This is a genomic window from Kitasatospora sp. NPDC001539, from assembly GCF_040298565.1.
In the GTDB taxonomy this organism is placed as follows: domain Bacteria; phylum Actinomycetota; class Actinomycetes; order Streptomycetales; family Streptomycetaceae; genus Kitasatospora.
Window position 1 is genome coordinate 50,984 of sequence record NZ_JBEPAK010000009.1, and the last position, 14,970, is coordinate 65,953.

Annotated in this window: 15 protein-coding genes; 10 read left to right on the forward strand and 5 right to left on the reverse strand. The window is 73.4% G+C overall.

What is annotated here, in order from left to right; genetic code table 11:
* Positions 1-80 precede the first annotated feature (80 nt).
* Complete coding sequence (locus ABT247_RS03795) at positions 81-1,235, reverse strand: alpha/beta hydrolase (protein WP_350737380.1); 1,155 nt, start codon at positions 1,233-1,235, stop codon at positions 81-83.
* A gap of 377 nt (positions 1,236-1,612) precedes the next feature.
* Between ABT247_RS03795 and ABT247_RS03800 the strand changes: the two genes are divergently transcribed.
* From ABT247_RS03800 to ABT247_RS03830, 7 genes are all read left to right on the forward strand, one after another.
* Positions 1,613-3,454, forward strand: coding sequence for a phosphatidylglycerol lysyltransferase domain-containing protein (locus ABT247_RS03800; RefSeq protein WP_350737383.1), 1,842 nt, complete (start codon positions 1,613-1,615; stop codon positions 3,452-3,454).
* A 60-nt stretch (positions 3,455-3,514) separates the two neighbouring features.
* Positions 3,515-4,396, forward strand: a complete 882-nt coding sequence (gene folP / locus ABT247_RS03805) for a dihydropteroate synthase (protein WP_392902686.1) — start codon at positions 3,515-3,517, stop codon at positions 4,394-4,396.
* A gap of 28 nt (positions 4,397-4,424) precedes the next feature.
* Complete coding sequence (locus ABT247_RS03810) at positions 4,425-4,904, forward strand: nuclear transport factor 2 family protein (protein ID WP_350737389.1); 480 nt, start codon at positions 4,425-4,427, stop codon at positions 4,902-4,904.
* Between the two features lie 245 nt (positions 4,905-5,149).
* On the forward strand, positions 5,150-5,509 hold the full coding sequence (folB, locus tag ABT247_RS03815; protein ID WP_350737429.1) for a dihydroneopterin aldolase: 360 nt from the start codon (positions 5,150-5,152) through the stop codon (positions 5,507-5,509).
* 43 nt (positions 5,510-5,552) lie between these two features.
* Complete coding sequence (folK, locus tag ABT247_RS03820; protein WP_350737391.1) at positions 5,553-6,152, forward strand: 2-amino-4-hydroxy-6-hydroxymethyldihydropteridine diphosphokinase; 600 nt, start codon at positions 5,553-5,555, stop codon at positions 6,150-6,152.
* A gap of 172 nt (positions 6,153-6,324) precedes the next feature.
* Positions 6,325-6,813, forward strand: coding sequence for a DUF3180 domain-containing protein (locus ABT247_RS03825; protein ID WP_350737394.1), 489 nt, complete (start codon positions 6,325-6,327; stop codon positions 6,811-6,813).
* Positions 6,814-7,059: 246 nt separating this feature from the next.
* On the forward strand, positions 7,060-8,337 hold the full coding sequence (locus ABT247_RS03830) for a hypothetical protein (RefSeq protein WP_350737397.1): 1,278 nt from the start codon (positions 7,060-7,062) through the stop codon (positions 8,335-8,337).
* A 94-nt stretch (positions 8,338-8,431) separates the two neighbouring features.
* Here ABT247_RS03830 and ABT247_RS03835 read toward each other — a convergent pair whose 3' ends face one another.
* Positions 8,432-9,007, reverse strand: coding sequence for a TerD family protein (locus ABT247_RS03835; protein WP_350737400.1), 576 nt, complete (start codon positions 9,005-9,007; stop codon positions 8,432-8,434).
* A 147-nt stretch (positions 9,008-9,154) separates the two neighbouring features.
* Entirely contained in the window at positions 9,155-9,652 is a 498-nt protein-coding gene (locus ABT247_RS03840) for a hypothetical protein (protein WP_392902693.1), read from the reverse strand.
* A gap of 67 nt (positions 9,653-9,719) precedes the next feature.
* On the opposite strand from ABT247_RS03840, the gene arfB reads away from it, so the two are divergent.
* Entirely contained in the window at positions 9,720-10,154 is a 435-nt protein-coding gene (arfB, locus tag ABT247_RS03845; RefSeq protein WP_350737405.1) for an alternative ribosome rescue aminoacyl-tRNA hydrolase ArfB, read from the forward strand.
* A 69-nt stretch (positions 10,155-10,223) separates the two neighbouring features.
* On the opposite strand, the gene ABT247_RS03850 is transcribed toward arfB, so the two are convergent.
* Complete coding sequence (locus ABT247_RS03850; RefSeq protein WP_350737408.1) at positions 10,224-10,760, reverse strand: flavin reductase family protein; 537 nt, start codon at positions 10,758-10,760, stop codon at positions 10,224-10,226.
* 356 nt (positions 10,761-11,116) lie between these two features.
* Between ABT247_RS03850 and ABT247_RS03855 the strand changes: the two genes are divergently transcribed.
* Both ABT247_RS03855 and ABT247_RS03860 read left to right on the forward strand, forming a co-directional pair.
* The gene (locus ABT247_RS03855) at positions 11,117-12,916 is read left to right on the forward strand and encodes a GGDEF domain-containing protein (RefSeq protein ID WP_350737411.1); all 1,800 of its coding nucleotides are present in this window, start codon (positions 11,117-11,119) and stop codon (positions 12,914-12,916) included.
* A 285-nt stretch (positions 12,917-13,201) separates the two neighbouring features.
* Complete coding sequence (locus ABT247_RS03860; RefSeq protein WP_350737414.1) at positions 13,202-14,182, forward strand: carbohydrate-binding protein; 981 nt, start codon at positions 13,202-13,204, stop codon at positions 14,180-14,182.
* 64 nt (positions 14,183-14,246) lie between these two features.
* Here the strand turns inward: ABT247_RS03860 and ABT247_RS03865 are convergent.
* Positions 14,247-14,970, reverse strand: a 724-nt coding sequence (locus ABT247_RS03865; RefSeq protein ID WP_350737417.1) for an N-acetylglucosamine-6-phosphate deacetylase, incomplete at its 5' end; no start/stop codon positions are given.

Consider the following 14,970-nt stretch of genomic DNA (forward strand, 5'->3'; position numbering starts at 1 on the left):
GGTGTCCGGCGGGCGGCCGCGATACGTTCCCCCGAACCGCCGGACGGTCGGGCCGACCGGCGGGTAATCACCCGCACGCCTCAGCCGAGGTGGGTGCCCAGCCATTCGAGCGAGGCGGGCAGCTCCCGGGTCCAGCTGTCGAAGTTGTGGCCGCCGTCGTCCAGGTAGAGCGACTCGACCTTGAACTGCGGGTTGGCGGCGGCCGCCTGGGTGGCCTGGTCGACGAACTGGACGGTCTGCGGGTAGTCGCCCTCCTTGCGGGTGGAGACCACCAGCAGGTTCAGCGGCGGCACCGGGAGGTTCTGCAGCCGCCAGCCGAGGTCGTGCTGCTGGGTCAGCGCCTTGTCGCCGTTGAAGAGGTCGCCGCCGGTGTAGTTGTCCTGGCGCACCGCGAAGTCGCCGTGCAGGCCGGCGGCGTTGCCGTAGACGTTCGGGAAGCGCATCGCCAGCCGCATCGCGCAGCTGCCGCCGGTGGAGTAGCCGAACAGGCCCCAGGATCCGGCCGAGCGGCCGAGCCGGTAGGTGCTGTGCAGGGCCTGGGGCAGGTCCTTGACGAACCAGCTCTCCGTCTTCGGGCCGCCCGGGACGTCCACGCACTCGGTGTCCCGGGACGGGACCACCGCCGGGCGGGCCATCACCAGGACGGTCGGCGGCATCTTGCCGGAACGCTGCAGCTCGGCCGCCGTCTGCACCAGCGGCAGTTCCTTGAGCAGGTTCAGGGTGGTGCCCGGGTAGCCGGCCAGTGCCACCAGGACGGGGAAGCGGACCAGGGCGAACTTCGGGTCGAAGTACTCGGGCGGCAGGTAGACGAACATCTGGTCGGAGAAGCCGGTCTCCTTGCCGTTGACCCGCACCGACTCGACCTTGCCGACCTCCTCCGGCGCGCCCTTCGGCAGGTTGGTGACGGTCTCCAGCCCGCCCTCGGTGGTCGGCTGGATCAGGTCGTCGGAGACCGGGGTGCCGCCCTTGTGGTTCTCGTTGCTCGCCAGCGCGAGCTTGGCGCCGCCGGGACTGAGCAGGTCGTCCCAGGAGGTGTAGAACCCGAAGGAGTTGTTCACCGAGAGCGCCAGCACGGCGAGGATCGACACCTGAACGACGGTCAGCAGGCCGATCCGGCCGAGCACCGGCAGCGGGCGCTGCTTGGCCAGCCGGGGCCAGATCCACAGGGTGGTGACGAGAGCCGCGGCACCGAGTGCGAGCAGCGAGTTCACCAGCGCGTCGCTGGTCAGTTCCATGCCGTCGGCCTTCCGGTGGGACACTGTCGGAGCAGGCTTCATCGTCTGGCGGCCCGTCAGGCCGGGCCACCGCTGCTAGGCCGACCGGGCGCCCGGGTGGGCCGGGAGGGCGGGCGGAGACCGGGGGCAACCGGCACCCTAGAATGCGGCGTCCACCGTACGTAACGCGCACCGGAGGGCCCCGACCCGCCACGCGGCGGCGGGTCCCGGCTCCCACCCCCGGCTCAACCGCAGCGCATCCAGGGCACCCGGTTTACCTACCGTTTCCGGATCCTTGGTATGCGCATGGCCTGATGAAGGAATAGGCATGAAGGTCCATCACACGTGCTCCCCCGGAGTGACCGGACACCGCCCCGCAGCCTCTACCCTGAGCTTCCATGAGCGTTCCCGTGTCCGTTGAGCCGAGCCCCGAGCAGCCGCCGCGCCGTCGGCGTGGTCTGCAGACGCTGCGCAACCAGGCGGCCGCCGTCCCGAGGGCCTGGCTCCCGGGCGCGGTCGGCTACGCCTGCCTGCTGATCGGGCTGGTGGACATCGCCAGCGCGGTGTTCCCCAAGCTCCGGCACACCAAGATGCACACCTTCGCCGGGCAGCTGCCGGGCGGCACCACCAGCCTGGCCGCGGTCGGCACCCTGATGGTCGGCATCCTGCTGGTGCCGCTGGCCCACGCGCTGCGCCGCCGCAAGCGGCGGGCCTGGCGCGCGGTCTGCGTGCTGCTGCCGGTCGGCGCGGCGCTGCACATCGTGCGCTGGCACCAGGTCGGCCCGGCGGTCGTCTCGCTGGCGGTCTGGGTCGTGATGCTGCTGCACCAGCGCGAGTTCTACGCCAAGGCCGACCCGCGCACCCGCTGGCGCGCGCTGGTCAACCTGGTCGTGATGGGCACCCTCAGCGTGCTGCTCGGCCTGCTGATCGTGAGCACCCGGACCAAGTACGAGGTCGGCCACCCCGGCCTCACCGAGCGCCTGGAGCACGTCGGGTACGGGCTGTTCGGCTTCGAGGGCCCGATCCGCTACACCAACGTGCGGATGTCCGACCTGGTCGCCTACCTGCTCGGCGGCCTCGGGCTGCTGACCGCCTTCACCACCGCCTACCTGGCGCTGCGCCCCGGCAAGCCGAAGCCGGAGCTCAGCGCCGAGGACGAGGAGAAGGTCCGCGAGCTGCTCAAGCGCCACGGCGAACGCGACTCGCTCGGCTACTTCGCGCTGCGCCGCGACAAGAGCGTGCTGTTCTCGCCCACCGGCAAGGCCGCGATCTCCTACCGGGTGGTCTCCGGCGTGATGCTCGCCTCCGGGGACCCGGTGGGCGACGTCGAGGCCTGGCCGGGCGCGATCAAGGTGTTCATGGCCGAGGCCCGCGAGCACGCCTGGGTGCCGGCGGTGATGGGCTGCAGCGAGGTCGGCGGCGAGGTGTGGACCCGCGAGGCGGGCCTGGACGCACTGGAGCTGGGCGACGAGGCGATCGTCGACACCTCGACCTTCTCGCTGTCCGGCCGCGCCATGCGCAACGTCCGCCAGATGGTCAAGCGGATCGAGCGCAACGGCTACTCCTGCAAGGTGCGCCGGGTCTCCGAGCTCACCCCGGACGAGAAGTACCGGATCGCCGACGCCGCCGCCCGCTGGCGCGGCACCGACACCGAGCGCGGCTTCTCGATGGCCCTGGGCCGCTTCGGCGACCCGCTGGACGACGACTGCGTGGTGGTCACCGCGCACAAGGCGCCGGAGGAGGGCGAGGGCGGCGACGACCTGAAGGCCGTGCTGCACTTCGTGCCCTGGGGCCCGGACGGCATCTCGCTGGAGCTGATGCGCCGCGACCGCGCCGCCGACCCGGGCCTGAACGAGCTGCTGATCGTCGCGGCCCTCCAGGCGGTGCCCGACATGGGCGTGCGCCGGGTGTCGCTCAACTTCGCGATGTTCCGCTCGGCACTGGCCCGCGGTGAGCGGATCGGCGCCGGCCCGGTGCTGCGCGCCTGGCGCGGACTGCTGGTCTTCCTGTCCCGCTGGTTCCAGATCGAGTCGCTGTACAAGTTCAACGCCAAGTTCCAGCCGGAGTGGGAGCCGCGCTTCCTGGTCTTCCCGAACACCCGGGACCTGCCGCGGATCGGCTTCGCCGCGATGCAGGCGGAGGCCTTCATCACCCTGGGCATGCCGCGCTTCGGCCGCAAGCGCCAGCGCGAGGGCCTGATGCCCGTCCCGTCGAGCCGCGAGGTGACCGAGGCCGCCTGAGGCCGCTCGGCACCGCCCGGGGCCCCCGCCGAGAACGCTCGGCGGGGGCCCCGTTCGATAATGGGGAGCATGAGCGATGCGCCGTCCTTCCCGTTGCCGCCCGGTCTGCCGCGGCTCGGCCGCTGTGCCGTGATGGGCGTGGTCAACGTCACGCCCGACTCCTTCTCGGACGGCGGGCTCTGGTTCGACCCCGCGAAGGCGATCGCGCACGGACTCGCGCTGCGCGCCCGCGGCGCGGACCTGGTGGACGTCGGCGGCGAGTCGACTAGGCCCGGCTCGCAGCGGGTGCCCGAGGAGGAGGAGCTGCGCCGGGTGCTGCCCGTGGTGCGCGAGCTCTCCGCCGCCGGGGTGGTGGTGTCCGTCGACACCATGCGGGCCTCGGTCGCCGAGCGGGCCGTCGAGGCCGGCGCGGCGATCGTCAACGACGTCTCCGGCGGCCTCGCCGACCCGGCGATGGGCCGGGTGGTCGCCGGGACCGGCGTGCCCTTCGTGGTGATGCACTGGCGCGGGCAGTCCGCCGACATGGACCGGCTCGCCGTCTACGACGACGTGGTGCGGGACGTGGTCGCCGAGCTGACCGACCGGATCGACGCGCTGCTGGCCGCCGGGGTCAAGGAGGACCAGCTGATCCTCGACCCGGGGCTCGGCTTCGCCAAGACCCCCGAGCACAACTGGGCGCTGCTCGGCCGGCTGGACGCGCTCACCGCGCTCGGCCGTCCCGTGCTCGTCGCCGCTTCGCGCAAGCGGTTCCTGGGTACGCTGCTCGCCGACCCGGAAACCGGGGAGCTGCGCCCGGCCCGTGAGCGGGACGACGCGACCGCCGCGGTCTCGGTGCTGTCCGCCCAGGCCGGAGCCTGGGCGGTGCGGGTGCACGACGTGTCGGGTACGGCGGACGCCGTCCGCGTGGTCGCGGCCTGGCAGCGCGCGGCGCGGCTGGGGTGAGGGAGGGTCTGTGACAGGTGACGGCAGGTTGAGCGGCGGTACGGCCGGAAAGGCCCACGAGGTGGACCTGGAGGCGGTGCTCGCGGCGAACCGGGCGTTCTACGAGGCGCTGGAGCGGGGGGACGTCGAGGCGGTCGAGGAGGCCTGGCTGGGGCCCGAGCACGCCGACGACAAGGGCGGCGTGGTGTGCGTGCACCCCGGCTGGCCGGTGCTGCGCGGGCGGGCGCAGGTGACCCGCTCCTACATGTTGATCATGATGAACACGGAGTACATCCAGTTCTTCCTGACCGATGTCGAGGCCGAGGTCCACGGCGATGTGGCCCTTGTCACGTGCACCGAGAACATCCTCTCCGGCGGTGAGGCGGAGGAGGAGGGGGAACTCGGTCCGCTGGTCGGCGGAAAGGTCGTCTCCAGCAATCTGTTCCGCCGTACCCCGGCCGGGTGGAAGCTCTGGTCGCACCACGGTTCACCCGTTCTGACCAGCGGCGACGAGGACGACGAGGAATGACGGCGGCGGTCGCGCGATAGCGGCGCCGAACCGTCACCGGGGAATTCCCGAGTGGGCGTCCGACGTTCACGTCAATCGCCGGATCGGCGTGCGTGGCGACGGTTCGTGCCGGGTAGGACGGTCAGGCGTTGTCCGCGCTCGCGGGTAGATTCGAAACGGAGTGGCGGGCGTGCTGCCCGCCTTCGCCCTGCCCGTCCGTGCCTTCCAGGGCGGGGCCCGTCCGACTGGGAGCAGTGATTCGTTTGCTGGACCGCGTCACCCTGCGGGGGCTGCGAGCCCGGGGCCACCACGGCGTCTTCGAGCGCGAGCGCGTCGAGGGCCAGACCTTCGTGGTCGACCTCGTGCTGTACCTGGACACCCGCCCCGCCGCGTCCGGAGACGACCTCACCCGCACCGCGCACTACGGCATCGTGGCCGAGGAGGTCACCGCGATCATCGCCGGGGAGCCGGTCGACCTGATCGAGACCCTGGCCCAGCGCATCGCCGACCAGTGCCTGAAGCACGACGCGGTCGAGGAGGTCGAGGTCACCGTGCACAAGCCGGACGCCCCGATCACCGTGCCGTTCGACGACGTGACCGTGACCATCCACCGGGGCCGCACATGACCCCCACCGCGTGCCCGGTATCCGATGCAGAGGGATTTCTTCGATGAGCAGCAGTGACCCGACCGCCGAGCCGAACGCGTTCGACCTGGAGAGCCGGGTGGACTCCGCCGACACCACGCTGCACGGCCAGCGCTGCGCGGTGATCGCGCTGGGCAGCAACCTGGGCAACCGGCTGGAGACCCTGCAGGGTGCCGTCGACGCGCTCGCCGACACCCCGGGGCTGAAGATCAAGGCCGTCTCGGCGGTCTACGAGACCGAGGCCGTCGGCGGCCCGGAGGAACAGCCCAACTACTACAACGCGGTCGTCGTGCTGCGCACCTCGCTGCCGCCGCGGGACCTGCTGGAGCGCGGCAACGCGATCGAGGACGCCTTCGGCCGGGTCCGGGAGGTCCGCTGGGGCCCCCGCACCCTGGACGTCGACATCCTGGCCTACGAGGGCGTGGTCAGTGACGACCCGCAGCTGGTGCTGCCGCACCCGCGCTCGCACGAGCGGGTCTTCGTGCTCGCCCCGTGGCTGGACGCCCAGCCCGAGGCCGAGGTGCCCGGGCACGGGCAGGTCGCCGCGCTCCTGGAGGCGCTCGGCGGCCCGGAGGCGCAGGGCGTGCGGCGGCGCAAGGACATCCGGCTGACGCTGCCGGAGTAGCCCCGGGACCGGCCCGCCGCCGGTCGGCCGGGCGGGCCGGGGAACTCGGCCGGGGGCCCCGGCCGTACGAGTAGATGTCCGTCCGGCCGCGCCCGGTACGGTGGCCTGACGCCTCCGCGCCGGCCCCCGGCCGGTCGGCCGGCTCTGGTACCCCGGGAAGGACCTGCTCCGAGTGAAGCTGCTTCGCCTCCGCCTGTTGATCGGCATCACCGCCGCGACGACGGCGCTGTCCTGGGCCGGCTCCAAGCTGTGGGCCTCCCTGGACACGCTGCCGGCCGTGCCGGCCGCGGCGCCGGTGGTGCTGGCGGCGGTGGCGGTGATCCTGCTGGCGACCACGATCTCGCTGCGGTCCCGGCTGAAGGCGGTGCGCGAGCGGCAGCCCGGCGCGAAGCGGGTCGACCCGCTGCTGGCGGCCCGCGCGGTGGTGCTGGGGCAGGCCAGCGCGCTGGTGTCCTCGGTGGTCACCGGGATCTACGCGGGGGCCGGGATCTACCTGCTCGGGGAGCTGGACGTGGCGGCCCGCAAGGACCAGGCGGTCACCGCCGGGCTGGCCGTGCTGGCGGGGGCCGCGGTGATCGCGGCGGCGCTCTGGCTCCAGCACGTGTGCAAGCTGCCGGAGAACCACGACGACCCGAGCGGTCCGGCGGCCTCGCACCGCTGAGGCGGGCGGCGGGCGGCGAGCCGCCGGGTCGGTCGCCGGTAGTGGCGTCGGTCGCCGGTCGCGGCGGCGGGCGTCGGGCTGGTCGCCGGGAGGTCAGCGGGCCGCACTGCCGCGAGCGCGCTGAGCAGCCCCCTTGTCGTGATCTTGAGTGAAAAGCCGGGCACGTGCGGTAAAAACGGCACCCTGTCAAGGGCGGAAGAGGACCCTGGGCTGACACGGCCCCAATTCGCACGCTAGTTTCTTGGCATGTCTCGCGGACGCCACCGTCATTCCTCCGTCCTCAGCCGGGTCGTTCCCCCCACCGCCGCCGGCGTACTGCTGGTCGCCGCACTGGCCGCTCTGCTGTTCAGTCAGGACACCGTCCTGGTGCGCTCGGTGGGCATCGCGGCGCTGATCGCGGTGCTCGGATTCGCCCTGCTGCTGCGCCAACGGGACAAGGCGGCCCGGGCCGCCGCCGAGCTGTCCGCCGCGCAGCGGCTGCGGGCCGAGGAGCGCTTCGAGGAGCAACTGGCCGAGGCCGAGTACGCGGCCGAGGTCGCCGAGGAGCGGGCCACCCGGTTCGGGCGGCGGCTGACGGCGGAGAAGTCGCGGCTGGCGAAGGCCGAGACCGAGATCGCCCGGCTGCTGCGGGAGCGGGCCGTGACCGTGGCCGAGCAGGCGCTCAAGGAGGCCGAGGCGGCCCAGCGGGCGCTCGCCGCGAGCCGTCCCAAGTACCCGGCCAGCCCGGCCGCGTTCGTCCGCGCGGCCTCGGTGCTGCGGCTGCTCGAGCGGCGGGCCGCGGAGCAGGAGGCGCGGCGGGCGCGTACGGCCGGTGCGGAGGTCGCGCTGCGGGCGTCCGCGACGGTGTCGCAGACCGGCCCGGGCGCCGCCGCGGCTCCCGGGGCCCAGGCCGGGCCGGCGGCTCCGGCGGCTCCGGTGGCTTCGGTGGGCGCGGCGGGTGCGGCGGCCAAGCCGGTGTCCGTGCCCGCTCCGATCGCGCCCTCGGTGCCGACCCCGGCGCAGGCGCCTACGGCCCAGTCCTCGGCGGTCCAGTCCTCGGCGATCCAGTCCTCGGGGGTGCAGTCCTCGGCGGTCCAGGCTTCGGCGCGGCCGACCGCGGTGCAGCCGACGCCGCTGCGTCCGGCGCTGACCGCGACGGTCGGCCAGCTCGGCGGCACGCCGAGCGTCCCGGCCGTGGCACCGGTGCCGGTCGAGCGGCAGCGGCCGCGCCCGGCGCAGTCCGGCCAGGCGCGCGGACAGGGCTTCAGCTTCTTCGGCCGCGGCTCGGGCGCGCCGGTACGGGCGGTCGCTCCGGCGCCGGCGGTGGACAGCATCGCCGAGCTGGAGGACCGCACCGACCTGGCGGACGTGGTGGGTGACGAGGCGGTCGCCGCCAAGGCGAAGGCCGAGGCGCAGCAGGCCCGGCCCGCCCAGGCCGCGCCGGCGGCCGACGGGCCGGAGCAGGCCGAGCCGACCGTGGTGGACCTGACGCCGGAGGACGAGACCGAGCTGATCGAGCTGCCGCACCTGCGCGCCTCGCGCTGAGCAGGGGCGGAAAGGCCCGCGGCGCGGGACGTCGGACCGTCCGACGTCCCGCGCCGCGGGCTTCGAGCGGTCGGCCGGACCGCCCGGGGGTGCGTCAGAGCTGGACGCCGAAGTCCTGGGCGATGCCGGCCAGGCCGGAGGCGTAGCCCTGGCCGACGGCGCGGAACTTCCACTCGCCGCCGTTGCGGTAGAGCTCGCCGAAGATCATCGCGGTCTCGGTGGCGGCGTCCTCGGAGAGGTCGTAGCGGGCGATCTCGGCGCCGCCGGCGGCGTTCACCACGCGGATGTAGGCGTTGCGCACCTGGCCGAAGTTCTGGCCGCGGGCGACGCCGTCGTAGATGGTGACCGGGAAGGTGATCTTGGCGGCCTCGGCGGGCAGGCCGGCCAGGTTGACGTTGATCGTCTCGTCGTCCCCCGCGCCCTCGCCGGTGCGGTTGTCACCGGTGTGGACGACGGTGGCGTCCGGGGTGCTGGTGTTGTTGAAGAAGACGAAGTGCGCGTTGGACAGCACCTTGCCGTCCGCGTTCAGGACGATCGCGCTGGCGTCGAGGTCGAACTCGGCGCCGGTCGTGGTGCGGACGTCCCAGCCCAGGCCGACGCTCACCGCGGACAGGCCGGGGGCCTCCTTGGTCAGCGAGACGTTGCCACCCTTGGAGAGGCTCACTGGCATGGCGATTGCAGTCCCTTCGATCGCTTTTCCCGGGACAACGCAATCCCCGGGGTGCTTGGTTCCACCGGGTCCGTGAATTCTCGGCGGGTGCCAAACGCGGACAAAGGAAAATCAAAAGGCTGACCAACCGGGCGATCCGTCGCCGGGTCAGATCCGCGGGAACCGGCCCTGCAGCGACCAGATGTTCGGGTTGTCGGCCAGGTCGGGGTGCATGTCGAACAGGTCGGCGAGGGTGTCCTGGAGGAAGTCCCGGGCCTCCCGGCGCAGCTCGCTGTGGCGCACCACGGCGGGCGGCTCGTCCCGCAGCCAGGTGGCGGTGATCTCCACCCAGTTGAAGCGGCGGGCGAAGCGCAGCAACTCGGTGTTCTGGGTGAAGTCGAGGTCGGCGGTCTGCACCCGGGCGGCGCGGGAGCCGTCCGGGTCGCGGTCGAGCTGCTCGACGATGTCGCACAGCGCCCAGGCGAAGTCCAGCACGGGCACCCAGCCCCAGCGGGTGGAGAGCTCGGCGCCCTCGGCGTCCAGGTAGACGTCGCCGCAGAACAGGTCGTACCGCAGGGAGCGCACGGGGGCGGTGCGGTAGTCGGTCTGCGGGGGGTCGGGGAAGCGGTTGGAGAGGGAGTAGCCGAGCTCGATCACGTAGGCCATTGTCGGGGTTCGCGGTGGGTGCGGATAACCGGGTGACCGGGCGGGGCGGGCGCGGGATGATGGGCGCATGCCCGAGCCCATCCGCGTACGGGGGTCGGTGGTCGTCCCCGACGCCGAGCTCGTCTGGCGCTTCTCGCGTTCCTCCGGCCCCGGTGGCCAGCACGTCAACACCTCCGACTCCAAGGTCGAGCTGCGCTTCGACCTGGCGGTCTCCAGGGCGCTGCCCGAGGTGTGGCGCCAGCGTGCCCTGGAGCGGCTCGCGCACCGGCTGGTGGACGGCCGGGTGCTGGTGGTGCAGGCCTCCGAGTACCGCTCGCAGTGGCGCAACCGGGAGGCGGCCGCGGCCCGCCTGGCGGCGCTGCTGACCGAGGCCTGCGCGCCGCCGCCGAAGGCCCGGCGGGCGACCCGCCCGAGCCGGGGGATGGTCCAGCGGCGGCTGGAGAACAAGCGGCACCGCTCCGAACTGAAGCAGGGGCGGCGGGCGCCGCGGCAGGACCAGTAGGCCTGTCCGGCCGAGAGCCGGATCGGTGATCCGCTCGGGGAGCGGCTCGGGGACCGGCTCGGGGCCGGCTCAGCCGAGACTGCGGTAGCCGCCGCGGAAGTAGAGCAGCGGGCGGCCGCCGGGTTCGGGGACGAGGGCTTCGAGGACGCGGCCGATCAGCAGCGTGTGGTCGCCCGCGGATATCCGCTGTTCGGTGCGGCACTCGACGGTGGCCAGCGCGCCCTCGATCAGGGGGGCGCCGCTCTGCGGGCCGCGGTGGTGCGGGGTGTCCGCGAACAGCAGCCGGTCGCTGAGCCGGCCCTTCATGGCGAAGCGCGAGCCGAGCGTCTTCTGCCCCTCCGCCAGCACCGAGACCGCCCAGGTGTCGGCCCGGGCGAGCACCTCGTCCATCCGGGAGTCCTCGCGGACCGAGATCAGCACCAGCGGCGGCTCCAGCGACACGGAGAGGAAGGACGTCGCGGTCATGCCGACGTCCTCCCCGTCCTCCGGGTCGTTGACGGTCACCAGGCTCACGCCGGCGGCGAGCTGGGAGAGTGCTGCCCGGAACTCGTCGGGCGTGGCGTGGGGAGCAGCTTCGGGCTGCGAGGACGGGTACACGTACCGCACGGTAGCTGGCGGCCGCGGGAAACGGCATCGGACCGTGGTCGTAGGACCACCGGCGCGGGCCTGCCGGGCCGTGGGCGGGCTCACTCCCAGGGGTGATGCCGGGGGACCGGTGGGCGTACCGGGCTCCAGTGCGGGGCCGACCCGGCCGACCACCGGAAATGTACCGATAACGCCTTTTGTCCCGCTATGGGGGAATGAACTGATTAAGGGCGCATTAGTGCCGTGTGATTTAAGTCACAAGTGACGTCCTATTGCTGACCGAGCGTGCCGAACGCTGTGCTCCCTGTGATTCAGTTCTTCTGGCAATCGGACGATAACCAATCAAGAACTATCCGAAGCAGCCGGGGAGCCCCCGCATGGAAGCCGAGTCGGAGCCGTACGTCCGTCTCGCGACCCTCCGCACCTTGCACCGGGTCGTGGCGGACCTCAACGCTGCCCGCAGCCTGGCGGGCACGCTGCAGGCCGTCGTCGAGGGCGCGGTGCACGGACTCGGCTTCGACGCCGCCGCGGTGAGCCTCGTCCGGCCGGACGGCGACCTCGTGGTGGCGGCCGTCTGGGAGCTGGAGGAGAGCCCGATGGGCGGGCCCTCGGTGCTGCTCGGGCAGGTCGGATCGCGCGAGTCCTGGGACCGGCTGCTCGGCGTGAGCGACCACTGGGGCACCCTGCGCTTCCTGCCGTACGACCGCGGCTGGGCCGTCGCCAGCGACATCCCGCGCTGGATCGGGGACGGCCCGCTGCCCGTCTACGCCAACGACTGGCACCCCGCCGACGGCTTGCTCGCCCCGATGTACAGCGCCGGCGGCGACCTGCTCGGCGTCCTCTCGGTGGACCGCCCGCGCAGCGGCAAGCGGCCCGGGGCGTGGACCCGCGAGGCGCTGGAGATGTTCTCGCTCCAGGCCTCCATCGCGATCGGCAACGCCCGGCTGCGGGCCGAGATGCAGCGCGCGCTGGCCCGGCTGGAGAAGGAGCAGCAGGCGCTGCGGGCCAGCGAGGAGAGCTTCCGCCAGGCCTTCGAGTACGCGCCCAGCGGGATGGCCATCACCGAACTGCACGGCGCCGGGCGCGGCCAGCTGACCAGGGTCAACGACGCGCTCTGTCGACTGCTCGGCCGCCCCCGCGCCGTCCTGCGCCAGCAGAGCTTCGCCGACCTCGTCCACCCGGACGACCGGGCGCTGCTGGAACGCACCAGCGCCGAGAGCGGCCGGGCGGAACTGCGGCTGTCCCGGCGGGACGGCGGCTACCAGTGGGTCTGCCTGCGCAACTCGATCGTGGCGGACGCGGCCGAGGGCCCGAGCTTCCTGCTCACCCACGTCGAGGACATCGAGGACCGCAAGCGCCACGAGCTCCAGCTCGCCCACCGGGCCAGCCACGACGCCCTGACCGGCCTGCCCAACGGTGCCGAGCTCAAGGCCCGGCTGGGCCGCCGGCTCTGCTCCGAGCCGCAGCCGGTCGCCCCGGTCGGTCCCGCCGGGTCCGGCGAGGCCGGCTACCCGTCCCCGTACGGCTACCCGGCCGACTCGTACAGCGCGCACGCGGCGTACGACGGCCTGGAGGGGGTGGACCCGTACGCCGGGCCGGCGCACGGCTACCAGCCGGCCGAGGGCGGCGGTCTGCTGCCCGGGCTGGGCCCCGGTTACGGGGAGCACGTGCACGCCGTGGTCCCGGCCGAGTACGGGCCGACCGGCGACGCCTGGTCGGCCGCGTTCCGCTCCGGCCCGGTGGCCCCGGTGGAGAAGGGGCTCGCGGTGCTCTTCTGCGACCTGGACGGCTTCAAGTCGATCAACGACCGGTTCGGGCACAACGCCGGCGACGCGGTGCTGGTCGAGGTGGCCCGGCGGCTGAGCGGGGCGGTCCGGGACGGTGACACGGTCGCCCGGCTGGGCGGCGACGAGTTCGTGGTGCTGGCCGACGGCATCGGCCGCGAGGAGGCCAAGGACCTCGCGCACCGGCTGCGCAACGCGATCATCCCGCCGATGCGGATCGACGGACGGGCGATGCGCGTGGGCGTGAGCCTGGGGATCGGCTGGGCCGGCTGCGGGATGAGCATCGAGGAGGTGCTGCACACCGCCGACGAACGGATGTACGACGAGAAGCGGGCCCGGGGCGGGGCGGTGCGCGGGGCGCGCGGGGAGCGCTCGCACCGGCGGGCGGGCTGACGCAGGGCCGCGGGCGCCGGTCGGGGCCGGTCGGATCAGCCGGAGGCCGGACGGATGAGTCGGAGGCCGACCAGAGCGGTCGGAGCAGGTCGGACCGCTCGGGGCGGGTCGGACCGCCGGATCGATCGGGTGCCGAGCATCCTGCGCGGCGCAGGTTACCGGAGAGTTGTCAAGGCCTCTTTTCCGGCTGTCCGCTACGGCAGGTAGGGTTCCGCGTACGACAGCGTCCATGATCTGCGCCGCCCGCAGCCCGGCGGCGCGCAACGGATGGGGGAGCAGACCACCGTGACGACCGCCGGCGACAACGGAGTGTCCGAGGGCCAGGGGGGCGGTGCCCCGCAGGACGACGACCCGTTCGGCTACCTCTACCGCCCGGCCGACGGCTCCACCGGCCAGCCGGCCGAGCCGCAGCAAGGGGTCCCCCGGACGTCGTACAACCGGCCGATGGAGGTCGGGCGTGCGCAGTACGGCCAGCCCTACCAACAGGCGGCGCCGCCGATGGCCCAGCAGCAGCCCCCGTACGGCCAGCCCGGGATGCCCCCGCAGGGCGGCCCGTACGGCCGGCCGGGCGTGCCGCCGCAGCACGGCCAGCACACCCAGCAGGCACCGCAGGCCCGCTACGCCGAGCACTCCCGGCCGCAGCCGGGTGAGGAGCGCCCGAGCAGCGGTCGGAGCAAGGGCGCGGTGATCGGCGCGGTCGCCGTGGTCGCGGCGATCGCCATCGGGGCGGGGATCGCGCTCTCCACGGGCGACCCGGACGGCGACAAGACCGCCAAGGGCGGCACCACGACCTCCGCCCCGCCGGCCCCCAGCACCCCGGCGAGCACCGCCACCACCGGCACGTCCTCGCCCTCGGCGAGTGCCTCCACCGGCCCGTCCACCGTGGACGCGGGCCAGTTGCAGGCGCAGAACGCGCCCTCCGGCAACACCGTCAAGGGCGCCAAGTCCGCCGACGGCAGCTACCTGACGCTCCAGCAGGGCGGCTCGGTGACGTGGACGGGCGACGTCCCGGCGGCCGGGACGTACAAGCTGACGGTGCACTACAACAACGCCGGCGCGGACGTGAAGGGCGCGGCGGCGGTGAACGGCAAGGACTGGCCGAGCGGGCTGACCTTCCGGAACTACTCGCCGGGCAAGGACCCGGCCACGTCCTGGTACACCACCTGGATACTGCCGCAGTTCCAGGCGGGGTCGAACTCCGTCACCCTCACCGTGCCCTCGGGGCCGATCCTGATCGACCAGATCACGGTGGACCCGAGCAGCTGAGCCCGGTGCGCGACGCGACGCGGCCGCCCGTCCCCTGCGGGGGAGGGCGGCCGTCGTCGTCTTCTCAGGCGGATTCGGTGGTGGTGGTGAAGCGGTCGCCGCCGCGGACCCACCGGCCGCGGCGCATGACGGCGAGCAGGTCGTAGCTGGTGGAGTCGAGCACGACGAGGTCGGCGAGCTTGCCGGTCTCCAGGGAGCCGATCGAGTCGGTGAGGCCGAGCAGTCGGGCCGGGGTGGTGGAGAGCGACTCGACGGCCTGGTGGAGGGTCAGGTCGTTGACGGTGACGGCGCGTTTGAAGGCGACGTCCAGGGTGAGGGTGGAGCCGGCGATCGAGCCGCCCTCGACGAGCCGGGCGACGCCGTTCTTGACCTCGACCTGGAGGGGGCCGAGGGGGTAGAGGCCGTCGCCCATGCCGGCGGCGCCCATGGCGTCGGTGATCAGGGCGACCCGGGAGGGGCCGGCGGTGCGGTAGGCGAGGTCGAGGACGGAGGGGTGCAGGTGCACGCCGTCGTTGATCAGTTCGACGGTGACCCGTTCGTCCTGCAGGAGGGCGACGATCGGTCCGGGGGCGCGGTGGGCGATGGCGGGCATGGCGTTGAACAGGTGGGTGGCGACGGTGGCGCCGGCGTCGATGGCTTCGAGGGTGGCGGTGTAGTCGGCGTCGGTGTGGCCGACGGCGGCGATGACGCCGAGGTCGGTGAGCATGCGCACGGAGTCGAGGCCGCCGGGGAGTTCGGGGGCGAGGGTGACCATGGCGGCGTGGCCGCGGGCGGCGTCGACGAGTTTG